Source organism: Shewanella sp. GD03713, assembly GCF_029843705.1.
Lineage (GTDB): Bacteria > Pseudomonadota > Gammaproteobacteria > Enterobacterales > Shewanellaceae > Shewanella.
The window spans coordinates 2,788,819-2,815,097 of record NZ_JAOCIW010000001.1 but is presented as its reverse complement, the minus strand read 5'-3'; the positions used below and the strand labels follow the sequence as shown (position 1 = coordinate 2,815,097).

General features: G+C 47.9%; 24 protein-coding genes and 1 tRNA gene. 10 read left to right on the top strand and 15 right to left on the bottom strand.

The window, feature by feature from the left end; all coding sequences use genetic code 11:
• Positions 1-45 precede the first annotated feature (45 nt).
• Positions 46-1,512, top strand: a complete 1,467-nt coding sequence (locus N5E87_RS12425; protein WP_086904836.1) for an alpha/beta fold hydrolase — start codon at positions 46-48, stop codon at positions 1,510-1,512.
• Here the strand turns inward: N5E87_RS12425 and N5E87_RS12420 are convergent.
• The gene (locus N5E87_RS12420) at positions 1,509-3,689 is read right to left on the bottom strand and encodes a diguanylate cyclase (protein ID WP_086904837.1); all 2,181 of its coding nucleotides are present in this window, start codon (positions 3,687-3,689) and stop codon (positions 1,509-1,511) included. The genes N5E87_RS12425 and N5E87_RS12420 overlap by 4 nt on opposite strands.
• 361 nt (positions 3,690-4,050) lie before the next feature.
• On the opposite strand from N5E87_RS12420, the gene N5E87_RS12415 reads away from it, so the two are divergent.
• Positions 4,051-4,127, top strand: a tRNA-Pro gene (locus N5E87_RS12415).
• A 384-nt stretch (positions 4,128-4,511) separates the two neighbouring features.
• Here N5E87_RS12415 and N5E87_RS12410 read toward each other — a convergent pair.
• The 4 genes from N5E87_RS12410 to N5E87_RS12395 form a co-directional block, all read right to left on the bottom strand.
• On the bottom strand, positions 4,512-4,922 hold the full coding sequence (locus tag N5E87_RS12410) for a hypothetical protein (protein WP_086904838.1): 411 nt from the start codon (positions 4,920-4,922) through the stop codon (positions 4,512-4,514).
• 99 nt (positions 4,923-5,021) lie between these two features.
• Complete coding sequence (locus tag N5E87_RS12405; RefSeq protein WP_086904839.1) at positions 5,022-5,441, bottom strand: hypothetical protein; 420 nt, start codon at positions 5,439-5,441, stop codon at positions 5,022-5,024.
• A gap of 81 nt (positions 5,442-5,522) precedes the next feature.
• Positions 5,523-5,822, bottom strand: coding sequence for a type II toxin-antitoxin system RelE/ParE family toxin (locus N5E87_RS12400; protein WP_086904840.1), 300 nt, complete (start codon positions 5,820-5,822; stop codon positions 5,523-5,525).
• On the bottom strand, positions 5,823-6,092 hold the full coding sequence (locus tag N5E87_RS12395) for a type II toxin-antitoxin system Phd/YefM family antitoxin (RefSeq protein WP_086904841.1): 270 nt from the start codon (positions 6,090-6,092) through the stop codon (positions 5,823-5,825).
• Between the two features lie 483 nt (positions 6,093-6,575).
• On the opposite strand from N5E87_RS12395, the gene N5E87_RS12390 reads away from it, so the two are divergent.
• Positions 6,576-6,740, top strand: a complete 165-nt coding sequence (locus N5E87_RS12390) for a hypothetical protein (protein ID WP_218558506.1) — start codon at positions 6,576-6,578, stop codon at positions 6,738-6,740.
• A gap of 504 nt (positions 6,741-7,244) precedes the next feature.
• Here the strand turns inward: N5E87_RS12390 and N5E87_RS12385 are convergent.
• Both N5E87_RS12385 and N5E87_RS12380 read right to left on the bottom strand, forming a co-directional pair.
• The gene (locus N5E87_RS12385) at positions 7,245-8,147 is read right to left on the bottom strand and encodes a GGDEF domain-containing protein (RefSeq protein WP_256657284.1); all 903 of its coding nucleotides are present in this window, start codon (positions 8,145-8,147) and stop codon (positions 7,245-7,247) included.
• A gap of 195 nt (positions 8,148-8,342) precedes the next feature.
• Entirely contained in the window at positions 8,343-9,209 is an 867-nt protein-coding gene (locus tag N5E87_RS12380; RefSeq protein ID WP_086904932.1) for a LysR family transcriptional regulator, read from the bottom strand.
• 100 nt (positions 9,210-9,309) lie between these two features.
• Here N5E87_RS12380 and N5E87_RS12375 point away from each other — a divergent pair, with 100 nt between their 5' ends.
• Entirely contained in the window at positions 9,310-10,422 is a 1,113-nt protein-coding gene (locus N5E87_RS12375) for an NADH:flavin oxidoreductase/NADH oxidase (protein WP_086904217.1), read from the top strand.
• 135 nt (positions 10,423-10,557) lie between these two features.
• On the opposite strand, the gene N5E87_RS12370 is transcribed toward N5E87_RS12375, so the two are convergent.
• Positions 10,558-12,348, bottom strand: a complete 1,791-nt coding sequence (locus tag N5E87_RS12370) for a DUF3413 domain-containing protein (protein ID WP_011717356.1) — start codon at positions 12,346-12,348, stop codon at positions 10,558-10,560.
• Between the two features lie 66 nt (positions 12,349-12,414).
• A complete protein-coding gene (locus N5E87_RS12365) occupies positions 12,415-12,633 on the bottom strand; it encodes a YejL family protein (protein WP_011622981.1) in 219 nt (72 codons plus the stop codon).
• A 77-nt stretch (positions 12,634-12,710) separates the two neighbouring features.
• Between N5E87_RS12365 and yejK the strand changes: the two genes are divergently transcribed.
• Positions 12,711-13,739 (top strand): nucleoid-associated protein YejK, encoded by a 1,029-nt coding sequence (gene yejK, locus N5E87_RS12360; RefSeq protein WP_011622980.1) that lies wholly within the window; start codon positions 12,711-12,713, stop codon positions 13,737-13,739.
• A gap of 137 nt (positions 13,740-13,876) precedes the next feature.
• Here yejK and N5E87_RS12355 read toward each other — a convergent pair whose 3' ends face one another.
• Complete coding sequence (locus N5E87_RS12355) at positions 13,877-14,878, bottom strand: cytochrome-c peroxidase (RefSeq protein ID WP_086904216.1); 1,002 nt, start codon at positions 14,876-14,878, stop codon at positions 13,877-13,879.
• 583 nt (positions 14,879-15,461) lie between these two features.
• On the opposite strand from N5E87_RS12355, the gene N5E87_RS12350 reads away from it, so the two are divergent.
• Complete coding sequence (locus N5E87_RS12350; protein ID WP_086904215.1) at positions 15,462-16,337, top strand: 6-carboxytetrahydropterin synthase; 876 nt, start codon at positions 15,462-15,464, stop codon at positions 16,335-16,337.
• A gap of 68 nt (positions 16,338-16,405) precedes the next feature.
• On the top strand, positions 16,406-17,317 hold the full coding sequence (locus N5E87_RS12345; RefSeq protein WP_176370353.1) for a M23 family metallopeptidase: 912 nt from the start codon (positions 16,406-16,408) through the stop codon (positions 17,315-17,317).
• 70 nt (positions 17,318-17,387) lie between these two features.
• Here the strand turns inward: N5E87_RS12345 and N5E87_RS12340 are convergent, their stop codons facing one another.
• The 3 genes from N5E87_RS12340 to N5E87_RS12330 all read right to left on the bottom strand — a co-directional run bounded on the left by N5E87_RS12340 (position 17,388) and on the right by N5E87_RS12330 (position 19,092).
• Positions 17,388-17,648 (bottom strand): DUF5062 family protein, encoded by a 261-nt coding sequence (locus tag N5E87_RS12340; RefSeq protein WP_011626406.1) that lies wholly within the window; start codon positions 17,646-17,648, stop codon positions 17,388-17,390.
• Between the two features lie 236 nt (positions 17,649-17,884).
• A complete protein-coding gene (locus tag N5E87_RS12335; RefSeq protein ID WP_086904214.1) occupies positions 17,885-18,493 on the bottom strand; it encodes a VOC family protein in 609 nt (202 codons plus the stop codon).
• 83 nt (positions 18,494-18,576) lie between these two features.
• Entirely contained in the window at positions 18,577-19,092 is a 516-nt protein-coding gene (locus N5E87_RS12330) for a L,D-transpeptidase family protein (protein ID WP_086904218.1), read from the bottom strand.
• A 157-nt stretch (positions 19,093-19,249) separates the two neighbouring features.
• Between N5E87_RS12330 and N5E87_RS12325 the strand changes: the two genes are divergently transcribed.
• Entirely contained in the window at positions 19,250-20,119 is an 870-nt protein-coding gene (locus N5E87_RS12325; RefSeq protein WP_086904213.1) for an ion transporter, read from the top strand.
• Positions 20,120-20,198: 79 nt separating this feature from the next.
• On the opposite strand, the gene ppx is transcribed toward N5E87_RS12325, so the two are convergent.
• Together ppx and ppk1 are read right to left on the bottom strand one after the other, a co-directional pair.
• Positions 20,199-21,755: an exopolyphosphatase gene (gene ppx / locus N5E87_RS12320; RefSeq protein WP_086904212.1), complete on the bottom strand. Its 1,557-nt coding sequence runs from the start codon at positions 21,753-21,755 to the stop codon at positions 20,199-20,201.
• 42 nt (positions 21,756-21,797) lie between these two features.
• Positions 21,798-23,960, bottom strand: a complete 2,163-nt coding sequence (gene ppk1, locus N5E87_RS12315; protein ID WP_086904211.1) for a polyphosphate kinase 1 — start codon at positions 23,958-23,960, stop codon at positions 21,798-21,800.
• A 324-nt stretch (positions 23,961-24,284) separates the two neighbouring features.
• On the opposite strand from ppk1, the gene yegD reads away from it, so the two are divergent.
• Together yegD and N5E87_RS12305 are read left to right on the top strand one after the other, a co-directional pair.
• A complete protein-coding gene (yegD, locus tag N5E87_RS12310) occupies positions 24,285-25,739 on the top strand; it encodes a molecular chaperone (RefSeq protein ID WP_086904210.1) in 1,455 nt (484 codons plus the stop codon).
• Positions 25,740-25,766: 27 nt separating this feature from the next.
• Positions 25,767-26,264 carry a CreA family protein gene (locus N5E87_RS12305; protein ID WP_083757983.1) on the top strand — a complete coding sequence of 166 codons (498 nt, stop codon included), beginning with the start codon at positions 25,767-25,769 and terminating at the stop codon, positions 26,262-26,264.
• The last annotated feature ends 15 nt before the right edge of the window (positions 26,265-26,279 follow it).

Here is a 26,279-nt window from a genome sequence, read left to right as displayed (position 1 = left end):
ACCTTATAATCTGATTGCGCATTTTACGGGATCCAAGGGACGAGAATGAAAGCCATCATCATAGGCTCAACCAAACATTTATTTTTCGCGGCATTTTATGCCTGTTTGGGGATCGCCGTCGCCCTATTGGTGACAGGCATACATTTTCTCAATGCCAGACCCGATCTCTCCCTTTGGCACATTACTGAACTTAAAAACGAGTTTCGCTACAACACTAAATTAGACAAATTCAGTGATTACATCGCCTTAGAAGATAAGTTATTTGCCGAAGTGGACAATAAAGTCCTTAAAAAAGTGTCGGCGACGGATGCTTCACCCGTGAATCGCTACGTTAAAAACAGTCTGTCGGATCCTGCCCGTTGGCCCCATAACTGGAACCGCACCTTCGAGTGGCCTAAGGCCAATGCGCCCTTTGGCGTATTGTTGCTCCATGGTATGTCCGATTCGCCCTATGCTATGTCAAATGTGGCGGCACATTTTAAGGGTAAAGCCCATGTGCTCGGATTAAGACTCCCAGGCCATGGCACCATTCCGAGTGGTTTGACGAGCCTCTACTGGCAGGACTTAGCCGCGGCGGTGAACTTGGCTACGGCGCATATGAAACAAGAGCTTAAAGGTAAACCTCTGTTTGTGATTGGCTTTTCAACGGGCGCCGCGGTAGCGCTAAACCATGAGTTAGAGCTTATTAATCAGGAGAAAGATCCTGATTATGCGGGAATGATTTTTATGTCGCCTGCCATTGGGCTTGCTCCGATTGCGGCTGCGGCCCGTTGGCAGAGTTGGATTGGCCGTTTACTCGATTTAGATAAATTGCAGTGGAACAGTATTCAGATGGAATACGATCCCTTTAAATACACCTCTTTTGCGGTGAACGCGGGCGATGTGGTCTATCAACTAGCGCTACGTAATCAAAGCTTATTGAGTGGGTTAACACCTGCACAACGTGAGCATATTCCTGACATATTAACCTTTCAATCCGTTGCAGATGCGACGGTTTCAAGTGCCGCGGTAGTGAACCTGCTTTACCAAGTGCTGCCCGAGAAAGGCCATGAGTTAGTGTTGTTTGATATGAACCGCACCGTGATCAACAGTAAATTGATGGCAAATGATCCGCTGCTCGCGTTATTACCAGCATCCTCCGACACTATCCATTACCGTGGCACCTTGATTGAAAATCAGGATAGCGAGACGACTCAGGTTCAAGCGCGGGAGTTTGGTCTTATGCCTCAAGATAATAGTGTGCCAGCGCTGGAAAGCTTATCTTTGCATTGGCCTGCGGGGGTGTATTCTCTGTCCCATGTGGCCTTACCCTTTAATGAAGATGATGGATTATACGGCATTAAAACCAATGAAAAATTACACCGGATCCAAATTGGCGCGGCTGCATCCCGTGGCGAGCGTGGGGTGTATAGCGTGCCCGCCTCGGAAATGTTACGCCAAAAATGGAATCCGTTTTTCCCCTACATGCTAACGCGGATTGACCAGTATCGCGCTGCGCACATGCCGAACTAAGCACTGATAAGGGTGCAAACCACGCAGTTGCGCCCTTGCTCTTTGGCCTTATACAGGTTCTCATCCGCCTGCTTTAACCAGACTTCAAGCGTTGAGCTGTAGGCGGCATCGGCAATGATGGCGCCTATGCTTACAGTGACGCTAAAGGTTACTTGATCGGCCGGGTTAGTAATCACCACGCTAGCGAGTTTTTCGCGGAAGCCATTTAGATGTTGCTCAACTTTCAAGGTATTACACATAGGTAATATCAAGACAAACTCTTCACCGCCATAACGACACAGCAAATCGACATCACGCTTAAAGTGACTCGTTAACACTTCTGCCATCACCCGTAGGCATTCATCGCCCGCCAGATGGCCGTAGGTGTCATTCACTTTTTTAAAGAAGTCGAGGTCGAGTAATACCACGGCAATGGCATCTTGGCCTCGCTCACACAAGTCTTGAATTTTCAGGAATTGCTTTTCGGTATAACGCCGATTGTACAAATTGGTGAGGGAATCCCGCTCGGCCATATCTTTGAGTTTGCGGTTAGCGATTTCCAAATCCATAGTGCGCTGTGCCACTTTATCTTCTAACTCGAGTTGATGGCTAAGCAGCGCTTGCTGATTGGCTTCTAAGCTCTCGTACAGGCTATAGATTTCCTTTGGGGTACTGTTATCGAGCAGCTCGTGTTCAAATTTTTCCTCATTGATACTGCCGTCTTTCTTTTGGCTAAAATGTTGCGCCAGTAAGGCGAGGGGAGTAGTCGTTAAACGGCTGATTGCTTTGGCGATAATAATGGCGCCGACCATGCTGAGTAACAGTAGCACTATGGTCTTAGTATATTGCTCTTGGGCTAAGGTCAGCAGGGGGACAAACGGCTCAACCACATACAAATGCCAACCATTTTTGAGTTTATGGTGGGCGTAAATATACTCAGGCGTTTCAGTATCCTCCTGATTGATATTCATCAGCTGTAATCGCGTGCGATACTCAGTGCTACCCGTGACATAGTTGAAAGGGGTTAAGGGTTGTAGACCGAGTCTTTCCGAGGCGTAAACAATATTTTTCTTCTCATCCAATAAGATAATGGATTGCGTCTCATGGTGTTGATTTTGCTTATCAATATTGGAGAAGTAACTTAAATCGAGACTGCCCTCAACAATGCCAATCGCAGTTTTAGACTCTTCTTTAAAGATTGGGGCACTGATGGCGATGATGATGTCCTTGCCGAGCCCACGGCCAATAAATACCGGCGAGACAAAGGTGTTATGGTGAATAAAAGCTTGGATAAAGTAATCCCTATCCAGCACATTCACCTTTTGTGGTAACAGCTTAACTTGGTTAAGTTTCTCAAGTGGGCTGCCCGCCACTATGTCGCCATCTTCATTGGCGATAAACATAGTCGTAAAACTGGGCGTTAAACCCTGAACACTATCGAGGACGGGTTGCCATTGTTCGAAAGGCAAACCCGATACGCTGATAAATTTACCTATGCTGGCAATAGTACGGGTGTTAGTGCTGATATAAGTTTCGGTGGCGTGGCCAAGGGAGATCCCTGTGTCATTGAGGTTTTGATTAATCAACACCTGTTGTTTATCCATAAAATAATGATTAAACACGAGGGATGAGGTCAGTAAGCTGATGGTGGTAATCAAAATAAACAGATAGCTAAGCTGCGCACTCATGGTTCGGCGAGTATGGTTTACCAGCTTATCTTTTAAGTGCCACAAACTTGGGAGTGCCACCACGCAAAGCTCACCTAAGGTAGTGTAGAAAATGCCATTAAAAGCTTGTTTTACCGTGGTAAAGGGAATGTGGTAAGTCGGCATTCCCGTGATTAACCAAAGGTATAAGCCCATTAATGGCAAGCCTAACAACAGCCAATAACAAATGCTGGCGTAGAGTATGGGGAAATCTCTGCGCCGCGCAAACCCCAACCACAGCGCCTCAAGCAAAAACACCAGATACACGTGGGCACTAGACCAAGCCAACATCAAACCCGTTGCCGTAAATAGGGCCGTAAACAGGGCATACCAAGGCCCGAGTAAGATGGCAACAATCACCACCGCCGCGTTGCCTAAAATAAGCTGGACGTTGGCAAAAAGTGGAATAGGGTAGATGTTGAGCACTAAACCCACTAGGCCGAGAAAGGTGGCTAACTTTAGATGGGCAATATTCAGAGCTGATACACGCAAAGATAAGTCCCTTTAGTCAAAATTGTGCTTAAAAAGCAATCGATTGCACTGAAACTATAAATTATATCTAGCTTAGCAGAAGTTTCTTAATTTGATATTGAACAGGTGGTTTAAGTTTGGTCTTAGCTCACAGTCTGGCATTCACCATGGTTTTACCTGCTAGCGGCTATGTGGTTTCTGGCAAAAATTCGCCATACAGACCAGAAACTAAGCAGTTGATCAAACTCATCTCACTAAGCACTTGCACAGAGGCGAGGCAATTGCTAAAGTCTGGCTCACTTAAGGTGAACCCCACTCAATAGCATCTTAAGTAACAAGTGCTTAAGCTTATCTAAGATAATTTATTTAAGCACGACATTTTCGGTATGTAGCGCAGCCCGGTAGCGCACTGTCATGGGGTGTCAGGGGTCGGAGGTTCGAATCCTCTCATACCGACCAAATTCATAAACAATAAAGCCTGCAATCTTAATCAGTTGCGGGCTTTTTTGTGTCTGTGATTTGCATTGAAGTGATGTCTTTACGTTTTGTATATGGGGAATACAACCGAGTTATTAATAACTTAGGGAGTTTTTCGTTGGTATGGCTTATGGCAATCAATGGCATGTCAAATAGCGGACGGTCGCCTCGCTCATCACCACGGCTTACCTGTTTAGCATCGGTTTAGCCTGTAGGTTTAAAGAAATGCTAAGCAGTTTTGGGACAAAAATGAGTTAGGTTATTAACTCTAACTCGTCATTTTCGGATGAAAATCTCTATGGGCTAACGCTTCAAGCAGCGGCGCGTTAGCGCGTCCAGCCCGCAGGGCGATGCTGCCTTGACTTGTTATACACCATTTTTGACTAAGTGCTCCGCTAACCTTGATTTAACTAATTCAGGCGAAGTGAACAAATCCGCACCAAACAAAACTCGCTCACCAAAATTTTCTATGGCAATGGCAGCTTGGTAGCACGCATTAAGGTCGCTATTGATGAGCGTTCGAATGACCTTCAAATAAACGGGATGAAACTGTCGGTCGTGTGACTTACCCAGAACAAAAATTGCAGTTCCCAGAGCTTCAGCATCAGCGACCGTGTTCTCATTGATGTATTTCAGCGCAGCTTGTTCAAACTCTTCAGCAGAAAGCTGATTAAACAGCGTAACTTCATCACCCCATAGTAGTTCGGTGTTATCTACGTTGGTTCTACAATGCTCAATCTTCAGCATTGCAATTCTAAAAAAGTCTTCCGGCTTCATGTCGATGCACTTAGTATATAACGTTTTGCTAAGGGGCTGGCGCCACGCGCCAGTCCCACGGAGCCAGCATTAGCTGGCGTAGTAAACTTGAGCAACTGGTTATGTAGCAATTGTAGCCACCACATTATTTTCAGAATCTAAGATTTGAACATCTTCTTTTGTGAAAACTGAAACGCAGGCATCCAAACCAATAATTAAATACTCTTTATAAATATGGGACGAATGCTGCATTAGGAAGCCCTCTCTTTGTGACTCTTGCTCAAACCAGCCACCGGAAGAAACTTTATACACCCAACCTTGAGACATATTTATCTCAGACCAGTTTTCGCTAAGGTCGGCTTCATCGAGTAGCCTTAAAGCGCAAGGACCAAATTCGTTGTTAAATTTAACCTTGATTTCTTTATTTTCAGACGGACAAAAAATATCTATTACAGCCTCATCGAAGTTCCAGTTTAAGTTTGTAACTTCAACATTTAATCCGGTAAACGGTATGTCGGTAACAGCTAATGCTTGAATCATAATATTGCTACATAACGCCCGCCATCACCGGTGACAAAGCCGTAGCGAAGCGAAGGGTTTGGCATCCGGTGCATGGCTTGGTTATGTTTCGTTTGCAGGTAATTCAAGCTGCCTCTCACTTCGCCAGACTCGTATGAGCACAACCTCTTTAGCTTGCCTGAGATAGACAACTCGAAATGGCGCGTGAATCAATTCGCGAATATGATCCAGGTTGAATTCAGGAACAATACGGCCAGCATCAGGGTGGAGCTGAAGCATTTCGCTATGCTCCAAGATCGCAGCCACGAAATCATCACCGATATGTGGAACATCCTGCTCTTTGTAATACTCTTGAATAGCCTGTAAGTCCTCAAGAGCGGACTGTGCGATGCGTAATTCCATTTACTTGATGCCCAACGTTTTCTTGGCGTCCTCCAACGATACGGTGTTGCCCTCGCGAACATCCATAAGCCCCTGCGCCACCGCTTTCACAAACCGCAATTCCTCTGCACTTTTCTCATAATCCTCGAGCCCCTGCACAACCGCTACGCCGCGGCCACGGCTGGTAAGCAGGATTGGGCGATGCGTGTCCTGTGCTCGACCAACCACCTTTCCGGGATTGATCTTCAGGTCTGATAGAGGAATGACATCCTCGGAAAATTTCACTTGCATAGTGGTTACCTAGCCAACAATTTAGTGCTATTAATAGCACCATTTAACAGGTGCGGTCAAGAAACATAACATTTTATTAGTGCGCATGCGCGTTTATCACGTTAGACCAGTAAAAATGCGCACAGTTAACTATCTGTTTATGCAGAAGTTATCAGCTTTTTATAAAATACACCATCTGGAAAAACGCGCATGCGCGTTTTCCAAACCTATTAACTAAAATTCAGTTACTATATTCACCTGATTTTAAAGAGTTTTATTTATTTTGGATGGAATTAGTGCGCACTGATATTGTCTTAAAATCACTCCAAAGTATCTAAATTTAAATATGACTGTATAGCCATACATTATTAGCCGTTTCGCGGTAGGGGCAAACATAGGTAACTAGATAAGAATTTGTATGGCAACCAGAGTAGGAATTTTCGATTGAGCTAACGAGCCGAAACATGGATCGGGGCAAAAAGCTTTTAGCCAATGAACAGTTCAATGATCGTAAAGATTGCCATTGTTGCAACTGTGACCGTTGGCGGCATGGATGCCGCCGTCGAGCCCTCAGGGATGAGTTTATGGCGTGTCACAGGGGAAACAATGACAATTCGTCTTGCACACCTGACGACAAACTTATCTCGTTTTGGGGCAAAAAGCTTTTAGCCAATGAACAGTTCAATGGTCGTTAAGATTGGCATTGTTGCAACAGTGACCGTTGGCGGCATGGATGCCGCCGTCGAGCCTATAGGGACATATTCACGGCGTGTCACTGGGGAAACAATGACAATTCATCCTGAACACCTGACGACAAACTTATCTCGTTTTGGGGCATTAGCTTTTTAGCAAGGTGAACAGTTCAATGGTCGTAAAGATTGTCATTGTTGCAACTGTGACCGTTGGCGGCATGGATGCCGCCGTCGAGCCTATAGAGACATATTCACGGCGTGTCACTGGGGAAACAATGACAATTCATCCTGCACACCTGAGGACAAACTTATCTCGTTTTGGGGCAAAGGTATTTAGCTGCACGAATAGTTATACAGTCAGTTCGGATTGGCATTGTTGCTATCTCATCACAAGTCTTATACCAATCATAAATGGACTAACTTTATTTGTATTGTTAGGCCGCATCACAGACTTGATTTCTACCTGCGCGCTTGGCTTGCATCATGGCCTGATCGGCATTATTGAATAGGGTTCCAAGAGGGCTTGTGCCTCATCGGGATGATTAATTGGAGGCAAGATTAAGGATGATATGCCAAAGCTTGCGGTGCAGTGGATGCTGTGGCCGTCAAGCTGTAGTGGCTGCGTATCAAACCCGTGGCGAATCGACTCTGCCACTTGCCATGCTTGCTCATGGTGAGTGTTGGGTAAAATCAGCCCAAACTCTTCGCCGCCGAGACGAGCAAGAATATCATTCGTTCTCAGTTTGGTTTGCGTCAATCTTGCGATATGGATAAGCGCCGCATCTCCCATCGCATGGCCCCAGCGGTCGTTAATCCGCTTAAAGTGATCAATATCGAACATGATAAAGGCTAGTGGTTGTGCTGTTTGCTGCGCGACTTGGCGACCTAAATTGAAGAAAGCCCGGCGATTATAGAGTTGGGTCAGTTCATCAGTATCGGCAAGGCGCTCGGCCGTGGATTTTGCCTCTATCAGCGCTTGCTCCATTTGTTTGCGTTCGGTGATATCGGTGGCGATTTCGATTCTAACTAATCGGCCATCGGTCCAATGAATGGCTTGATCGCGACATTGGTACCAACGGCCATTTTGGGTATTTTGAAACTCCCACACATGGACACCTGCAGGATTTCCCTTTTCATCCAATAGTTTAGGGTTAGTACAAAATTGACAAGGCGAGTGTTGTGCCGATTGCAGCACTTGATAGCACTTTTTACCTTTTGCCTCACCCCAAACCGATACACCGTAGTCATTGAGATAGAGTAAATCATAGGTATCTAAATCAGAGACATAAACCAGCGCATCGAGACTATTTAAAATAGTATCAATGGCCTGACTATGGCTGGTATCGGAACCCGTTTCGGCGTGTTGTGGGGCAGTTTTTGTCATTGTTCGCAGCCGTGCAATTAAAGGGAGTACTAACAACATGGAGTACTATTTATAGATGCTAATATAACCTATAAATATAAATCTGTCCGATATTCAATTAATTATGTTGTTCTAAAATCGCTAGATTTCTATTACTAGGCATTCACTTTGCCGTTTAACGCCTTTCGCCGCAGCATTTTTACCTGTCGGTTTAGGTTAAATTTGACTTTTTAAGTAAGCGATGGCCGTTTGTGCTCGGCGGGACAAAGGCCACTCGGCTCTGTGGATCAGCCAAATGGTGTCCACGACTTGGCTGCCACACTCAACCACATAGATTTCCTCTTGCCGTTCAAAGGCCTTACGGGCATAGCGTGGGATCACGGTAAAGCCGAGTCCCTTGGCGACGGGTTCGAGGATTAAGCTTATCTGATTGATAAAGCCTTTACAGGGGATCTCTTGGATGCCAGGACTCCCTGGATATTTGCGGCTCAATAAACGGGTGGCCATGGCTTCGCCATCGGGGTGGGAGATAAATCCGAGGCGTTGCAAATCTTGCCAACTGGTAATGTTATGCCCCGCAGGCACAACCAGCTCGAGGGGCTCTTCGGTAAAATGGCTGCTGCAAATACTGGGATCCGACGGCTTAAACGTCACCATCCCCAGCTCATGTTGATTCGCGAGAATGGCGGAGAGGATTTCATTATCGGGGGCAAAACGATGATGAATTTTTAGCTGCGAAAACGCCGTTTGTAGCTGTAAAAGCAAGGGGTAGAGCGTTAAGCCAATACTGCCAGGCGTGATAAGGCTAATTTCGCCAATATGGGCATCGTCTTGAATGAGTTTTTGCTGTAATCGCTTCTCGGCGCAGTCTATATCGTTGACGTAACTCAACAAATGCTCACCAATGGGAGTGATTTCGAGTTGGCGGCTACGGCGCAAAAATAGGGTGCCGTATTGTTCTTCTAAGCGACTGATATGCTGACTGACCGCGGCTTGGGTGATACCTATGGCTTCGGCCGTGCGGGTAAAATTTCCCTTTTCCACCAACACTGCAAAGGTATTGAGCCATTGTGGGTTTATCATAATAAAATCTTATAGAACCTATAATATGGTGATGCTTTTAATTATGGCACGTTCGTTTTAGTCTGTCCTCATCTAGTTAACCCATGGTTAGGACTGTCAGATGACCCAGCTATTTTCTCCTTTCAGATTAAAAGATATCACGCTTAAAAACCGTATTGCCGTGGCACCTATGTGTCAGTATCAGGCTCACGACGGGCTGAGTAACGATTGGCACCAAGTGCATTACACTAGCCTAGCTCGCGGCGGTGCAGGCTTGGTTGTGGTTGAGGCGACCGCCGTATCGCCAGAGGGTCGGATTACCCCGCGCTGCTTAGGATTGTGGAATGAGGAACAAGCGGCTGGTTTAGCTAACATCGCCTCGGCGATTAAAGGGGCTGGCGCGGTGGCGGGGATCCAAATCGCCCATGCTGGTCGCAAAGCCAGTGCCAACATTCCTTGGGAAGGGGATGACCATATTGAGGGTGAGCAAGGCTGGCAAACATTGTCGCCATCGGCCGTGGCATTTGGTGCTAACCTGGGCAAAGTACCGACAGCCATGACGATTGACGATATTCAACGTGTGAAAGCCGATTTTGTGGCGGCGGCCAAGCGGGCGCTCGCCGCTGGGTTTGAATGGTTAGAGTTGCACTTTGCCCACGGCTATTTAGCGCAAAGCTTCTTCTCGACCTATGCCAACCAAAGAACCGATGAATACGGTGGTGATGCACAAGGGCGAGGCCGTTTTCTTATCGAGACGGTTGAGGCGGTGAGGGCGGTTTGGCCTGAACATTTGCCATTAACGGCGCGCTTTGGTGTGATTGAATTTGATGATAAAGACGAGCAAACCCTGAGTGAATCCATCGCCTTGGTGAAGCAATTTAAGCGCGCAGGCCTCGATATGCTTAACGTCAGTATTTGTTTTTCAACACCCACGGCCAATATTCCTTGGCGCCCGGCCTTTTTGGCGCCTATTGCCGAGCGAGTACGTCGTGAAGTGGGTTTCCCGGTGGCAACTTCTTGGGGCATGGATAATCCCCACCACGCAGAGCAAGCGATTCAAGATCAGCAAATGGATTTAGTCATGATAGGTAAAGCGTTCTTGGCTAACCCTCACTGGCCCTATCAAGCCGCGCAAACCTTAAAGGTTTCGCGTCCATCTTGGGTGTTACCTTCCTCTTACGCCCATTGGTTAGAGCGTTATTCCACCGTGAAAGTGGAATCATCCATAGATTGAGCTAGTTCTTAGCCAAATAAAAAGCCCCGCGATGAAGTGGGGCTTTTTATTTATTGTTTATTTTTCTCGTTTAAACCCAAGCATTACTGGGAGCTATAACGGCCTGAACGATTTGCTCGCTTATTGACTCTCTGCTTAGTGATTGTAGAGGCGACGGCCTTCTCGCATCACTTGGATAAGCTCGGGCGCACTCATCTTCTTATGCAGTCTGTGCTCAAAGTTTTCATCGTAAATGCGGTATTTACCATGGCGGTCGATGACGGTGATTTCCGACTGTTGGTAGATAGCAAAAATGCGACTGTCACCGATGTAAATCCAAGTTTCTTGGCTCGGTTGCAGCAGGCTACGGCCCGCACTGTAGTCCGTGGTGTTATTGGTGCAACCTAAGATATGGGTCATCAAGGTAGGCACTACGCCATAGTGACTCGTGCGATATTTAACCTTACTGGCACCGACATTCGGCCAATGAATGACCATAGGCACTCTGACACTCTCGGGAGACAAATTGCGCTGGGCTTCATCGCTGTTGCTGGTGAATATCTTGCCGTTGACACCAGTGATCACCACTAAGGTGTCGCTCGGCAACTCACTCACTATCGCTTGGATTTGTTTATCAATAAAATTCAACGATTGGCGATATTGGTTAAACAGCACCTTTTGGGCCGGTTTCAAATTCGCATCGGCCTTGACGGTTTCGATACCGAGGAAGCCGACTGGGGTATCAAAATTCTCTGGCGCCTTCAGGTTAACGAGGGCGAACCATGGGCTCTGTTGCTCGCTTTGCCATTGCTTAAAGTGGCCTACGCTGCGTAAATCCGCATCGGCACTGCCATTGGTTTCTTTGGCGATGACGGGAGTAAAGTCATTAAACATGGCCTGCGCCGAGCGTAAATTCAGATTGGTTTCGGGAATAAATAAGCCAAGTTGGTAACCCGCCTGTCTAAAGCTTTGGGTCATGATGGGGCTAGTGCTATTGAAGATGCGCGCATCGCCATAGCTGCCTTGCAGGCCATAGAGCAGGGAGAACATGCCGGTTCTAAATTGATTGCCGCCACTGTAATGCTGAGTAAAGCTCTGATTCTGCTCAGTATACTGATGCAAAAACGGCATGGTTTTAGCGTCCACCATGTCGGCACGCAGGCTGTCGATGGTCAGCATTAACACATTGGGTTTGCTGTCGGCTTGGCATTGTAGTGGCTGCGTGGGGTAACTGAGCGTGCTGGTCGCATGATTGGCTTCATCATCGGATTGTGAAGAGCCATCAATCCCATGACTTTCCATAAAGGAGCGCGCAGTGGCAGGGTACGACAGCGGATAAGTATCATCGAAACGGGTAATTTCGGTGATATCGGCCGCGTCGGCCCAAATATGGATCAAATGGCTGCTGACAAAACACACCCCAATCAGGGTAATAACCTTATTGCCAAGATTCAGCTTTTGGATTTTCTCAATCCGTTTCCACAGGAAGTTAGCCGCCGTTAGCTCAATCACCAAAATGGCAATCGGCGTCACAATATAAGAGGTACCGTGGAGCAGGGCATTTAAATCGGCCCAGGCTAGGTCAAAGGCGAAGGGGCTCAAGTGCATGCCATAATCGGCATACACTATGGTGTCATACAATAAGATACACAGGCTTAAGGTGGCGATAACTGCCGCTAAACCCCTTAAAATCTTGGAATAAGGCAAGATTAAGGTTAGCGGGAATAGGCAGATCAAGTAGGCGATAAAAGCAAGAAAACTGAACTGGCCAATGGTGCTGACGGCGAGGTAGCCCCAGCCAAACCAGGTTTCGGGATAACCCACACTGCTCAGATAGCGTGTGCCGACAATCATGGCCAACAGGCCATTAAAGAAGGCGAACCAATGTCCCCAGTTGATGAGTCGTGACACGCGATCGCGGCTCATTTGCTTTTTTCGCTCGACCATAGTGATCCGCTTATTCCTAAAAGACGTTGTATCTTATGTTGTTTTAACGATTGTTACTCGACTAACTTAATTGGATTTCACCGATTGTGCGAGTGCTTTTGCAAATTGTTCAGCGACCGCTTGGCGAGATTCGCTTGGCACTTTGCGCTCGAGCAGGTGAGTGACACAGTTGCCCAGCGCCATCAGGCTTAAGTCAGTAGGGGCTTTGTGCTTTTCGAGTACCGCTAAAATCTCGGCGATTAATGATTCAACTTGTGCGTTTGAGTATTTCGATTGGATTGCCATAATCAAAAAATGTTTCACTTTGGAATGGATTAGCGGCATATAATAGCGGATTTATTCCAGCATCACTATCAGGGCTTATGAGTATTAACATCGAACAAGCAATTATTCACGAGATTTCCCAGGACAGTCAGGGGCAATTACGCTGCCGTTTACGTCCTCAACCTCTGCTGAACAGTCAGGCTGTCGAGATGATGCTGGAAGAATTGCATCAGACCTATACCAGCAAATCCGGCAAAGGATTTGGCTATTTTGGTATCCATGGTGATGACGGTGAAGCCAATCCTGCTTTTTCGAATGCGTTGCAGGAATACCGTGCAGGGGATTTAGGCTTCGTCGAATTTACCGGCCAAGCCAGTAAGTTGTTGCAGGAAGAGTTGGCAAAATATGATTTTAGCCAAGGCGGATTCCTGTTGATGTCCTGCTATACCAGCATGGCGAGTGACTTTTTGTTTGTGGCGCTGCTCAGTGCCAAATCATCGATGACGGTTCTCGATGATATGGAACTGTCGCAAAACAACCACTTAGATTTAAGCAATATTCAATTAGCGGCGCGTATCGATCTTACCGAATGGCAGGCCGATAAGGACTCCCGCAAATACATCTCTTTTATCCGTGGTCGAGCAGGCCGTAAGGTGGCGGACTTTTTCCTCGACTTTATGGGCTGTGTCGAAGGCGTAAATACCAAGGCGCAAAATAAGACCCTAATGAATGCGGTGGAAGATTTTGTTGCCAGCAGCGATCTGACCAAAGAAGAACGTCAGCAATGCCGTAACAAAGTGTTTGAGTATTGCTCCGAGCGTTTCGATGAAGGCGCTGACATTGAGATCAAAGATTTAGCCGATGAACTCGCCGACCAAGGTATGGAGTCGTTTTATGACTTTGCCCGTGGCGGTAGCTATGAGCTGGATGAAGAATTCCCCGCCGATAAATCGACCTTAAGACAATTGAAGAAGTTTTCGGGTACCGGTGGCGGCGTCACTATTAGTTTCGACGGTGGCCATTTAGGTCAGCGGGTGATTTACGATCCGATTTCCGACACGCTCTTGATTAAAGGCGTGCCCGCTAACTTAAAAGATCAGTTAGATAGACGTCTTAAGGGCGAATAAGCCGCCTTGGATAATATCGCCTAAGCTTTAAGCGTTAGTTTTTTAGCATCAAGCTTTAAACAAAAAGGCCGAGGATGAATCCTCGGCCTTTAACTTTTGCGCGTAAGCGACTTATCTGAAGCGTCGCTTAGCTCGACCTATTTGGAAGCTGCCGCAAATGGCACAGGACGTGGCGTCGCTTTATTCGATGGTGGCAGGATTGGTAGGGCGATCTGCGGCTGTTCACCCGTGAGCGAATTTAAGAAGGCCACCATCTCCTTAGTTTCTTTGTCGGTGAGCTTTTGGCCTAACTGAATATCCGCCATGGTATTTACCGCTTCTTCGAGCGTCCAAACACTGCCATCGTGGAAGTAGGGATAAGTGAGCTCGATATTACGCAGCGTCGGTACTTTAAACACGTATTTATCGGCTTCTTTGCCTGTCACGCCTTTACGCCCTTCGGCAGGGTTATTGGTGTGGAATGGTTTGATGAGGCCCATCTTCATAAACATAGTGCCACCAACCGCAGGGCCGTTATGGCAGCTGACGCAGCCTTTGTCCTTAAACAGTTGGTAACCGGCTTTGGCTTCGCTACTAATCGCATCCTGTTTACCTAATAGATATTGATCGAATGGGCTATTCGGCGTGACTAAGGTTTTTTCGAAGGCGGCAATGGCATCGGTTAAACGGTCAATATCGACTTTTTCATCGCCATAAACCTTAGCGAAGCGCGCACGGTATGCGGGCATGGAGGCAATGGTTTCGGTAGCAAGTTCATGGGTAAAGCCCATTTCCTTTGGATTGGCAATCGGGCCTGCGGCTTGTTCTTTTAAGTCGCTGGCACGGCCATCCCAGAATTGCGCCAGCATAAAGTCGGCGTTCAGCACGGTTGGGGAGTTAATTGGACCTTCTTGCCAATGGTGGCCAATCGATGTGGGCAGGGCATCCACGCCGCCAGTAGAAAGATTGTGGCAAGAGTTACAGGAGATAAAGCCTGATTTCGACAGTCTGGGTTCGAAAAAGAGCATCTTACCCAGCTCGACTTTTTCTGGCTCGGTGATTTTAGCTGGGGTAATTACTTCAATCGGTTCGGCAGCAACAGCGTAGTGTCCGCCTAACATGGCCATAATACTGATCGCGATAGCGGTGAGTTTTATCATCTGGTCTCTCCCTTATTAACCTTGCTTTATGTATGGTTTATAGGGCGATACTAACGGCTTAATCGCCTTAGGGATAACGCCTTGTTTCGATTGGGTCTATCGCAGTTGTGGATTAGGTTTTTGTGAGCTAATTCGCTGTTTTTGTTTGATTATCTCGGTAGGGTGAATGGTGTTTCGTTTAGCAATTTATCTGCTAATCGCGAGTATCTATTAACCAGCTTGGATTTACGCTTGTCTATTCATCGCTATTAGCTCAGTGATGGCATCCTTGACGCCTTTATCGAGATTTTTCCGCGTTGTTGGGCGGGGCGAGTGACATAAGTGCATTTTGCGTTTTGCTCGCTCAGTCATTGAATTAGCCAGCGAATTGACTAACTCATGTGCGATGCTTGTGCATTTGTTGTGTCATCCAGATAAAAAGCGCCTAACAGCGGATTCATTTGTCGCGGGGCGAGGCAGAATTGATTAGAATCCTTATTTACTGTTTGGGTAAGCTTGGTATAAGGCCAAGTGAGCGTGCTCGGCCATCGCTAAGTGGCGCAATCCCTATTAAGGCGGACTGTTTTTCTGCCGAGGAGAGTCAATGCAACTGTTTGTAAAAGATTTAACCGTGATCGATTTTTCCTATCTTTGCCCCAAGCGTGGCATGGTAGGGGAAAGCTGGATTGTCGATGTGGTATTAGAAGGCGGCCTAGACGAGCAAAATATGGTGCTCGATTTCGCTAAAGTGAAACGAACCATCAAGCAGACAATTGATGCGGTGGCCGATCATCGTTTATTGGTACCGACCGCCTACAGTGGTGTGCGTTGGCAGCAACAGGGCGATCGGGTATGGATGGATTTCGATAGCGCGCTCGGTGAGATCCACTTAGCTTGTCCTTCTCAAGCCTTTGCACTCGTTCCATCTGAACAGATTGATATTCCAAGCGTTAACGCCTTTTTACAAAAAGCACTGCGGGAAACTCTGCCCGATAATGTTGAAGGTATTAGCCTCACCTTAAGGCATGAGATCCTCAATTCGCCTTACTATCATTACAGCCATGGTTTACGTAAACACGATGGCAATTGCCAGCGGATTGCCCATGGTCATCGCAGCCCGGTTCAAGTGTTTGAAAACGGTATTCCGGCACCGAAATGGGATGAATATTGGGCCAAGCGTTGGCACGATATCTACCTCGGTAGCGAGGAGGATTTAGTGTCAGTGAAGACCTTAAACCTATCGCCACAAACGCGGATCAGTGATGACAGCCATTATGGTTTCCACTATCAAGCGCCGCAGGGGGATTTCCAACTGGCCATGCCCAAGGAATGTTGTGATTTGATCCCGCACGATACCACGGTTGAATTGCTGGCCGACTATATGGCGACCACGTTAGTAGCAAAAGTGCCATCGAGCCAATTTACTGTGATTGCCTACGAAGGTGTGGGTAAAGGTGCCATAGTGAGCAAAGGCAATTAACCCTGTCGATTTTTTTATAACGCCCTAATCTTTAGGGCGTTATTGTTTGAATAAGGATTTTTGAGAAGATGCTGAACGCCGTACCCAATGCCCTACCTAAGTTGTTAAAAACTTTACCGAATACACCATCGCTTAGTTGTAAGGCGGCAGTCTTGTCGCTCTTAAGCCTGTTTAGCTTATCGGCTCAGGCGCAGGTGAGCTTTGAAGGGCAATTTGAGCAGGGCGCGTTAATTCGTGGTAAAGCGCCGGCGGGCACGCAGATAAGTCTTAACGGTGAGGCTTTAAAAGTAACGCCAGACGGCCATTTTGCCTTTGGTTTTGATAGGGATGCGCAGCTGAGCCAAGAACTACGCTTGGTCTATCCCGATGGCTTAACCGAAGTCAAACCGCTCAGTGTCACTAAGCGCGAATACAATATTCAGAGCGTTAAGGGCATCAGCAATAAGATCATGAAGCCCGATCCAGTGGCGCAGGAGCGAGCGGCTAAAGATACGGCGCAGGTGAAAGCGGCCCGTGGCACTTTTAGCGAGCAAACGGCATTTCTACAGTCGTTTATTTGGCCATTAACCGGCAGGATCTCGGGTGTCTATGGTAGTCAGCGGATTTATAACGATGTGCCTGGCAACCCACATTTTGGTGTGGATGTCGCTGCGAAAACCGGTACTGTGGTCGTCGCGCCTGCCGATGGCGTGATCAGCCTGTCGGTTCCCGATATGTTTTACTCGGGCGGCACTATGATCATCGATCATGGCTATGGCGTGAGTTCAAGCTTTTTGCACTTAAGCAAACTCTATGTCAATGCGGGCGAAACCGTTAAGCAAGGCCAAGCCGTGGCAGAAGTCGGCGCGACAGGCCGAGCGAATGGCCCACATTTAGATTGGCGTGTGAACTGGTTTCAAATGCGCCTCGATCCGACAACCATAGTGCCATCTATGGCGACTGTACTGGCGGCGCAAAAAGCGCAAAAAGTCGCCAAGTAACTCCCGCGTCTATCTCTTATTTCCACACAGGGCGCCCAATCATTGGCGCCCTGTTTTTATGTTTGAGCGCTTATTGCAATAACGGGTGATCAGTCGGCAGATGGCGGATGATCCACAGAACCAGCTTGTGCTTCATATTTGGGCCATCCTCCTTATCTTTGGCTAAGGGTTGGATCAAATTATCGGTCACTAACAGCCGATAAATACATTCCACTTTATCCTTGGGTGACACACCCTTGTCAAAGTCATCAAAACCGCGTTTTTTGGCGTAGCCGATACCAATTTCCAAAGCGAGTTTGAGTAGCTGTGCTTCATGCTTGTGGGGTTTCATGCGCTGCGTCCTTATGGATATCACGGGAAGCCTGCTGGCATTCCCGTGGTCGATAACACAAAACTCGATAAAACCTAGTGGTGAATCAAAGCGTTAATAGTCATAAACTAGACTATTTTCCCCTTTATTGTTGCTGACTTTTTCTCAAACTGCCTGTTTTATGCAAGCGATTGTCAGTATTTGATATGGGGCTCACACTCCCTGCGAGAAGGAGCGCACATAGATTGCTGTTTCCTTTAGTCCTGTTCGCTGGCGATAACTGCTTTAATGCTGTGCGGGTGAATTTTGATACAGACATCCGCTTGTTTAAAGGCAATGGTGGGGTTGGCTAAGCGTTCTTTATCACCCTTGGGCGAGCTGAATTTCACTTTAATCGGCGCTGCGGTTGAGGGTGCTGCTTGCCCTTGGAGTAAGGGCACAAGTGATGGACTCAACTGAGCCAGTTCTTGGCTTAGGCCGTCGCAGTCCTGTGCCGTCGATGGTAGTACCAGTTCGATATGTTCCCAGCCTTCTTGTGGATAGAGGGTATCGCTGGGATAGGGCAGTTCGACACAATCAATGTTAAAGCTACCTAATATTAAGGGCTTATCCAGTTCGATGATAAGAATCGTGCGGCCATTAATTTGATTATCCGAGATGATCCGCCCGCGTGCGCTAAAGGTCTGCTTGAGCGCGTCGGCAGCTGCGATGCTGTTCACTCTCAGGGCAACATGATCGCAATGCAGCGCCTTGTCCGCTAAGCCTAATTTGCCAAGAAACGTGAGGATCTTCGCCTCAAACTCTGGCCATGTCTGTTCTAAGGTGGCGTAGCCGAATACCGCAGCCTCTGTCGTGATTGTTGACATAAAACATCCTTAAAGCGGGGAATACAAATAAAAACGCCCATTTGACTGGGCGTTGAGTCGCATAGGCTAATCAAGCTTAGCGCTTAGGGCCAAATCTCGATGGGCGTGCCTTCATCGACGGCTTTCCACACTTCATCCATCTCGGCGTTGGTAATGGCGATACAACCGTCGGTCCAGTTGTATTGCTGTGCCTGCTCGGGCGAGAGAGGTGAACGTGGGTTCTGGCCGTGGATCATGATCATGCCGCCCGGGCGGATCCCCAGCGCCTTGGCTCTTAACTTATCTTCTTCATTGGGATAAGAAATATGGATCGACTTGTAATAGGCGCTATCGGATTTTTTATAGTCCAGAATATAACGGCCCTGCGGCGTACGTTGGTCGCCTTCAGTTAACTTGTGGCCCGTCGGCAAGTCACCCATGGCAATACGATATTGCTTGAGGATTTTGCCGTCCCTTAACAGCGCCATATTGGACTCAGACTTAGTGATCACCACTAAATCGACTTTACCTATACCCGATGAGGCGAGCACTTGGGGTGAAATCAGTGCGGCGAGAGTCATGGCCACAGTAATTGTTTTAGTGAGTAGGGGTACGCGCATGTCTTCCTCTAAAAATGACGCAGATATAGGTTTTTCGCGCATCATACCGCAATTTTATGTCTATGTGAGTAGATAATTTTGAGCTAGTGGCAATTGCATGGCAGACTTTGGGGATTTGGAAAAGATAACGCTTTTTATCGCAAGGAAGTTTTCCCTTATGTCAGATCTGTCGCCTGAAAAACCAGACACCGAAAGCCCATTAAAACGCCAGCTACGCACTATTATTTTTGGCACAGATACGCCCGCAGGGCGCTACTTCGATATCGGCTTAATGGTCTGTATTGTGCTGAGTGTTGCGCTGGTGTTTCTCGATACGGTCGAAGCGGTTCACCAAGATTATGGGCACATCATTCGCGTTTTTGAGTGGGTGTTTACACTGATTTTTACCATTGAATATGGTTTAAGGTTGTACTGCGCGACCCATCCTGTGTTGTATGCCCGCAGTTTTTACGGTTTAGTGGATTTATTGTCAGTATTGCCGAGTTATCTGGCACTGTTTATTCCTGGGGCGAATTTCACCTTAGTGATCAGGGTGCTGCGCCTCTTTAGGATCTTTAGGGTACTGAAATTACTACGCTATTTAAGCGAAGGTAATCTGCTGCTCAAGGCCATGTTGCAGTCGAGCCGCAAGGTGTTTCTGTTTTTCTTCTCGGTGAGTTTAATCATCATGGTGTTAAGCGCCGTGATGTATGTGGTCGAAGGCCCTGAGAATGGCTTTAGCTCTATTCCCAAATCCGTCTATTGGACAATTGTGACAATCACCACTGTGGGTTACGGCGATATCACGCCGAAAACCGAATTAGGTCAAGCGATTGCGGCTTTTACTATGTTGCTGGGTTATTCGATTATTGCGATCCCAACGGGGATTTTAACCGCGGAAATCTCCCAAGAAGTGGGCCGGCACAGAGATCTGCGCTCCTGCAATCAATGTCATAAGATGGGCCACGATCTCGATGCCACCTATTGTAATCGTTGCGGTTGTGAACTGGATAAGCTCGAAGCGCACCACGGGAAAGGGGATAAGTAATTGGAGAGTCTTTCATTCCTTAGTGCGTTAACGGCACTAAGGGATGAAGGATTAGAAGGGATGAGAAAGGACGAACAGATTAGCTGGCGACGGCGTTCAGTGTGTCGTCTTTTTCCTCGAGATTTTTATCCTGATTCAGCCCAAGGCTAGAGACTAAACGCAGCTGCATCCCTAAAGCCGCCATCTGTTTTTGTTCACGCTGCAAATCTTTCATAAACAAACTGATTTTACGTTTATGGCTGGGTAGCACTAGCATGAGGCCATCTGGAACCACTTGGATTTTCTCAAGCACTAGGGCTTTGGCAATTCGACCTAAATGCACTAACACCGCCAAACGCAGCAGACAGGCGAGACGAATGAGGGTGAGTTTGTGGCCAGGTTCTAATTCGGCCAGTAGTAATTCATTGGGTTTCTTACGGTGGTTGGCAATCAGTCTGGCTAAATCCTGTTGCAGCGCCTCGCTAAAGCCGGGTAAGTCGCTGTTGCTAATGATATAAGCGCCGTGTTTATGCAATGCCTTTGAGTTAATGTGCAGCCCTATCTCATGCAAGGTGGCGGCGTAGGACAGCAAACGTGCATGGGGCCTTAATCCCCATTCATCGGCGACTTGCTCAAACAGCGCCATGGCGGTGTCCCGCACTTTGGCCGCATGGGGCATATCCACATGGTAAAGCTGGGCGATGCTTTCAACTGTTCGGTGGCGAATATCTTGATATTGGCCGATTTTTGCTAATTCGTAGAGTACGCCTTCACGCAGGGCGCCCGGGCTAAACTCCAATTGCTCAATGGGTAAGCGCCTAAAAAAGCTGATTAATATTGCAAGACCTGCGGGTACGAGTGGCGTGCGTTTATCATCGACATTAGCAAATTGCACTTGGCTGATGTGTCCGCACTTAATCAGTTTCAGCTTTAATTGTTTGAGACGGGCGAGTGTGACGATTTCATCGCCATGATCTTCCTGAATCGCTTCGCAAATGGCTTTGACTGTGCCTGAGCTACCAAGCACTAAGTCCCACTCGCCGCTGAAATATTCCTTTGAGAGCGAGGCAAATTGTTTATCGGCGGCGCTTTGGGCTCCGCGAAATGAGGCTGGCGTGATTTGGCCATCGATAAAAAACCGCTCGTTAAAACTCACGCAGCCACAGCGCAGGCTCGATAAATGGGTGGGGGTATTTTTTTGCCCGAGAACCACTTCGGTCGAGCCGCCACCAATGTCGATCACTATATTGCGTTTACCAAGCACTTGGCTTTGGGCAATGCCGTTATAGATAAGGCGCGCTTCTTCGTGGCCAGAAATCACCTCCACCGGATAGGGCATTATGCTGAGCGCCGCTTCAATAAACTGCTCACGGTTTTTGGCCACCCTTAGGGTGTGAGTGGCGACTAAACGTACCTGAGCTTGATCGAGGTTGGAAAAACGCTGATTAAAGTCCCGCAGGCAATTGAGGCCGCGCTCGATAGCATCCACGCTGAGGATGTTCTGCGCATTGAGGCCTGTCGCTAACTGAACTTGTTGTTTTTCTTTGTGCAATATTTGCAAGCTGCCGTCTTGCTCACGGGCGATAACCAGATGAAAACTGTTCGAGCCCATGTCGATAGCGACAAAGTGTCGCGGTTGTGAATGTGTGGCAACCAATCGGATTATCCTTAGGCAATCGAGACGATGATAAAGCCAGCATTAGCTGGCTTTGGCCTGTAATTCGGGATTGTGGGCAAGTTCCTGCGCTTGCTCAGCTTCAAGCTTTGCGGCTTCGCGCTGGGCGCTAAATTCTTGCTGCAACCGCTTCTCATAATTAATCAGATATTGATAAATGGCAATTTGAGAACGCACTTTACGTTTATTACCGCGGTTACGATAAGGATTGCTCTGCTCCTTATTGATGATGCGCGCCTTAGTGTTGTCATTGAACTGTAACGATAAAATATCCATCACCATTTGTTTTAGACGCGGATCATAAATAGGCACACTCACTTCGACGCGGTTATCTATGTTGCGGCTCATCCAATCGGCGGAGCTGATAAATAATTTATTTTCACCACCGGCGTGAAACAGCATCACCCGCGAATGTTCTAAAAATCGGTCTACAATACTGTAGATCTCGATGTTGTCGCTGATCCCCGGAATTTGTGGAATAAGCGAGCACATACCGCGGATCAACAGTTTGATTTTGACTCCCGCAGCCGAGGCCTCGTAAAGCTTTTGGACTAAGGACTCATCGAGCAGGTTATTCAATTTTAAGGTAATCGCCGCCTTAATATGGCTCTGGGCATTAACGATTTCGTTATCGATCAAATGGGTTAGTTTTTGTCTCGCATCATAGGGCGACACAATCAAATGCTGGAAGTTATCGCGGCGGTAAGGATGTTCAATTAGGTCGAACACTTGCTCTACTTCGCGGGCGATTTCCTGATTGGCGGTAAATAGCGATAAGTCGGTATAGACCCGCGCCGTGCCTTCATTAAAGTTGCCTGAACCCACGTGGCAATAGAGTTTCATCTCGCCTTGCTCTTCGCGGCCAATCAAACACAACTTAGAGTGCACTTTTAAGCTGGTGATCCCATGGTGGACCTTCACCCCCGCCTCGGCGAGCACCCGCGTCCACTCAATATTGGATTGTTCGTCAAAGCGCGCTCGCAGCTCAATCACGGCGGTAACTTGTTTGCCATTTTTCACCGCATCGATAAGCGATTGCATCACATGGGATTTTTTCGCAACACGGTAAAGGTTGATCCGAATAAAACGCACCGCAGGATCGTAGGCGGCCTGACGCACCATTTCGGTAAAGTGGGAGAACTTATGGTACGGGTAGTTGACCATAATATCGCCCATCTTGATCGCATCGAAACTGTTGGCGCTGCGGCCAAAGCCCGAGCTATTGAGCGCGGGCAATTTTTCGTTTTCGAGGTAATCACGGCTAGGGTTAGGGAAGCCGATAAAGTCCTTAAAGCTGTGGTAACGCCCGCCGGGGATCAAACACTCAGTCGAGCTAATGTTTAAATTTTCTTTTAGCATTTCGAGCATGTGCTCGGGCATTTCTTTGTCGTACACCAAACGCACGGGTTCGGCGGTCAGGCGTTTTTTCAAACCCTTAGTCATTTTCTCGAGCTGGGTTTGTTCAAGTTCGTCGGTAATATCGAACTCGGCATCGCGGGTCAGCTTCATCGAATAGACTTCAATGGCTTCGTACTCGAAGAAGGGACCAAATAGGTCGTCCACACAGTGGCGAATAATGTTATCCAGCAGGATCAAGTATTTTTTCGCCTTCGATTTTTCGGCGGGTAACTCGATGAAACGCGGCACATTTTTAGTGGGCACTTCCACGAGGGCATATTGTCTGCGGGATTTAGTGAATAAACACACGCACAGATAGGTGGCGTCGTCGTTGATATGCTTCACTAGGTCGCGATTGTTGTTGACGATAAGCGGCGCGATATGGCGTTTAAAGTGATCGCGAAAATGTTTTTTAAGCCAGTTACTGTGGAACTCGCTTAATTGTTTTTCGTTGATTAACAAAATATTGCGACGGACTAACTCACGCATCAGCTCGACGTAAATGCTGTCGAAACGTTCCTGCAATGCCATGACTTTGGTCTGAATTTTGGCCATTAGATGGCGGCTATTGCTGCGACCTTCCTGCAGCGCAGAGAGCAGAATTGATCGTCTGACCGCGGCCACCCGCACCCGGAAGAACTCATCCATATTATTGGAGAATATGCCTAAAAAGCGCACCCGCTCCACGATAGGCACATTGGGATCACAGGCCTCCTGCAGCACCCGCTCGTTGAATGACAACCAAGAGATTTCTTTATCGATCGACAGTTTATCGGTATTCGGGGACACTGCACAGCTCCTTTAAGCAAGCGTCATGGCGCAATATACAATAGCATTCATCCATCGGAGTGCAATCAGATTTGCTACTGAAAAATGAAGGGATTTACAGACCATTTCCCCTTCAGGCGAAAGTGATATGCGCTCAAAGATACGAGCTGAATATGTCAGATTGATGACAAGTGTGACAGAAATGTGACTTTAAAATGAACTTGCATTTAGCCGCAAATTTACAAGGTAAAGCAGGGGAACTGTGCGGGGCTTCCTTTGGGATTGGGGCAAACTGTGTTACCTTGCTCGGCTTTTTGATTGTGGTTTGACTGTAGGGGTAAGCGGATGTTTGTCGGATTTGATTATGGCAGTGCCAACTGTGCCGTTGGGATCATGCAGGGAGATGAAGTTTCACTGTTACCCTTATCGAGCGATTCAGCCTATTTACCTTCCACTGTGTATGCAATGGATAGAGAGCTTATTGCCGAGGCCGTTTACCGTGGCTTGCCGCAGGCGTTGAAAGCGGATTATGCCAAGAAGCGCGCCGCGCAATTGAGCCGCGCCCGTATGGTGCGTCATGAATTAGATCTCGATGCCGAAACCCAAGCGGTATTTGTAGGTGAGCAGGCCGTGGCAGCTTATCTTGAAATGCCGGAAGAAGGTTTTTATGTCCGTTCGCCAAAATCCTTCTTAGGGGCAACGGGCCTGAGACCCGAACAAGTCGCCCTGTTTGAAGACATAGTCACCTTAATGATGCAGCACATTAAAGTGCGTGCCGAAGCCGTACTCGCTGAAAAGGGCGTCGCATCAGAGGGAGAGACAAGCATTACCCATGCGGTGATTGGTCGCCCTGTGAACTTTCAAGGCATTGGTGGTGAAGAGAGCAACCGCCAAGCCGAGGCCATTTTAACCTTAGCCGCGAAACGGGCGGGGTTTGTCGATGTGGCATTTCTGTTCGAACCACTGGCTGCGGGGATGGACTATGAGGCGAGTCTCAGTGCCGACCAAACCGTGCTGGTGGTCGACGTGGGTGGCGGTACGACCGACTGCTCCGTGGTCAAAATGGGGCCAAAGCATCAGGCAAGTTTCGATCGCAGTGCCGATTGCCTCGGCCACAGCGGCCAGCGGATTGGCGGGAATGATTTGGATATTGCGCTGGCGATGAATGCCTTTATGCCGCACTTTGGTTTAGGTTCGCTAATGAGCAACGGTAAGCCAATGCCGAGCAATCCCTTTTGGAATGCCGTCGCCGTCAACGATATTAGCGCTCAGCGTGAGTTTGCCACCCTAAGCACTCGCAAGCTGATTGATGAACTCATTAAAGAGGCCGAGCAGCCGCAGCTGCTAAAAAGATTGCTCAAAGTGCAGCAACAACAGTTAAGCTACCAAATTGTACGACTAGCCGAGCGCGCCAAAATTGCCCTGTCTGAGGCGCAAACGACGCAGAGTGCGCTGGACTTTATTGAAGCATCACTTCAGGCAGAAGTGAGCCGCACGGGGTTTGAAACGGCGATTGAGCCTTCGCTCACCAAGGTTGAGGCGTTGATGCACCAAGCGCTGACTCAGGCGGCAAAGAGTCTTGCGGGCAATGGTTTAGCGCCAGAGGAGTTGTCCGTGGATGCCGATAGTCTAGAGTGCAAACCCGATGTGATTTATGTGACGGGCGGCACCGCGCGCAGCCCCGCGATTTACGCTAAAATCACTAGCCTTTATCCCGAAACCCCAGTGGTCGTCGGTGACCACTTTGGTTCGGTGACGGCGGGATTAACGCGCTGGGCACAAAAGTGTTTTGCTCAATAGGGAAGGATGATGAATAAGGATAAACAGATGAAAAGAGTCAATAAGGCTTTAATGTCTTTGCTGGCCGTGACGCTGGCGGGGACGCTACTCACAGGCTGCGGCGATGACGTAGGTAAAGTGAGCCTTGGGTTATTTACTACTAAAGATGTGATTATCGATGCCAAGCAGGATCCTAAAATCCCTGGGGTCACTTGCCATATTAGCCGTATTGAAGCGAACCTCGATTTTGCCGATCCTTCGGATATGGGCATTAGTTGTCGTCAAACGGGGCCGATTTCCGCCGCCGATATTGCTAACATCGATAAGAGCAAACACGGTGAAGTGGTCTTTACCGAATCCTTAAGTATCTTATTTAAGAGCTTAAAAGTGCGCCGAATTTACGATGCGCCCAATCAAACCCTGCTGTATTTATCCTATTCGACCAAAGAGACCAATGGCAGCCACAAACATGCCTTATCGACCGTGCCTTTGTATGGTTCTCAGGCGTGGATTGACCCCGCAATAAGTGCGGCGCAGCCCAAATAGCAAAGGTGAATTGAA

Bases quoted from the DNA above. Each gene is read 5' to 3' on its own strand.
- N5E87_RS12425 (WP_086904836.1), top strand. From the start codon at position 46: ATGAAAGCCATCATCATAGGCTCAACCAAACATTTATTTTTCGCGGCA.
- N5E87_RS12410 (WP_086904838.1), bottom strand. From the start codon at position 4,922: ATGAAGCCGGAAGACTTTTTTAGAATTGCAATGCTGAAGATTGAGCAT.
- N5E87_RS12405 (WP_086904839.1), bottom strand. From the start codon at position 5,441: ATGATTCAAGCATTAGCTGTTACCGACATACCGTTTACCGGATTAAAT.
- N5E87_RS12400 (WP_086904840.1), bottom strand. From the start codon at position 5,822: ATGGAATTACGCATCGCACAGTCCGCTCTTGAGGACTTACAGGCTATT.
- N5E87_RS12395 (WP_086904841.1), bottom strand. From the start codon at position 6,092: ATGCAAGTGAAATTTTCCGAGGATGTCATTCCTCTATCAGACCTGAAG.
- N5E87_RS12390 (WP_218558506.1), top strand. From the start codon at position 6,576: ATGATCGTAAAGATTGCCATTGTTGCAACTGTGACCGTTGGCGGCATG.
- N5E87_RS12385 (WP_256657284.1), bottom strand. From the start codon at position 8,147: ATGACAAAAACTGCCCCACAACACGCCGAAACGGGTTCCGATACCAGC.
- N5E87_RS12380 (WP_086904932.1), bottom strand. From the start codon at position 9,209: ATGATAAACCCACAATGGCTCAATACCTTTGCAGTGTTGGTGGAAAAG.
- N5E87_RS12375 (WP_086904217.1), top strand. From the start codon at position 9,310: ATGACCCAGCTATTTTCTCCTTTCAGATTAAAAGATATCACGCTTAAA.
- N5E87_RS12370 (WP_011717356.1), bottom strand. From the start codon at position 12,348: ATGGTCGAGCGAAAAAAGCAAATGAGCCGCGATCGCGTGTCACGACTC.
- N5E87_RS12365 (WP_011622981.1), bottom strand. From the start codon at position 12,633: ATGGCAATCCAATCGAAATACTCAAACGCACAAGTTGAATCATTAATC.
- yejK (WP_011622980.1), top strand. From the start codon at position 12,711: ATGAGTATTAACATCGAACAAGCAATTATTCACGAGATTTCCCAGGAC.
- N5E87_RS12355 (WP_086904216.1), bottom strand. From the start codon at position 14,878: ATGATAAAACTCACCGCTATCGCGATCAGTATTATGGCCATGTTAGGC.
- N5E87_RS12350 (WP_086904215.1), top strand. From the start codon at position 15,462: ATGCAACTGTTTGTAAAAGATTTAACCGTGATCGATTTTTCCTATCTT.
- N5E87_RS12345 (WP_176370353.1), top strand. From the start codon at position 16,406: ATGCTGAACGCCGTACCCAATGCCCTACCTAAGTTGTTAAAAACTTTA.
- N5E87_RS12340 (WP_011626406.1), bottom strand. From the start codon at position 17,648: ATGAAACCCCACAAGCATGAAGCACAGCTACTCAAACTCGCTTTGGAA.
- N5E87_RS12335 (WP_086904214.1), bottom strand. From the start codon at position 18,493: ATGTCAACAATCACGACAGAGGCTGCGGTATTCGGCTACGCCACCTTA.
- N5E87_RS12330 (WP_086904218.1), bottom strand. From the start codon at position 19,092: ATGCGCGTACCCCTACTCACTAAAACAATTACTGTGGCCATGACTCTC.
- N5E87_RS12325 (WP_086904213.1), top strand. From the start codon at position 19,250: ATGTCAGATCTGTCGCCTGAAAAACCAGACACCGAAAGCCCATTAAAA.
- yegD (WP_086904210.1), top strand. From the start codon at position 24,285: ATGTTTGTCGGATTTGATTATGGCAGTGCCAACTGTGCCGTTGGGATC.
- N5E87_RS12305 (WP_083757983.1), top strand. From the start codon at position 25,767: ATGAAAAGAGTCAATAAGGCTTTAATGTCTTTGCTGGCCGTGACGCTG.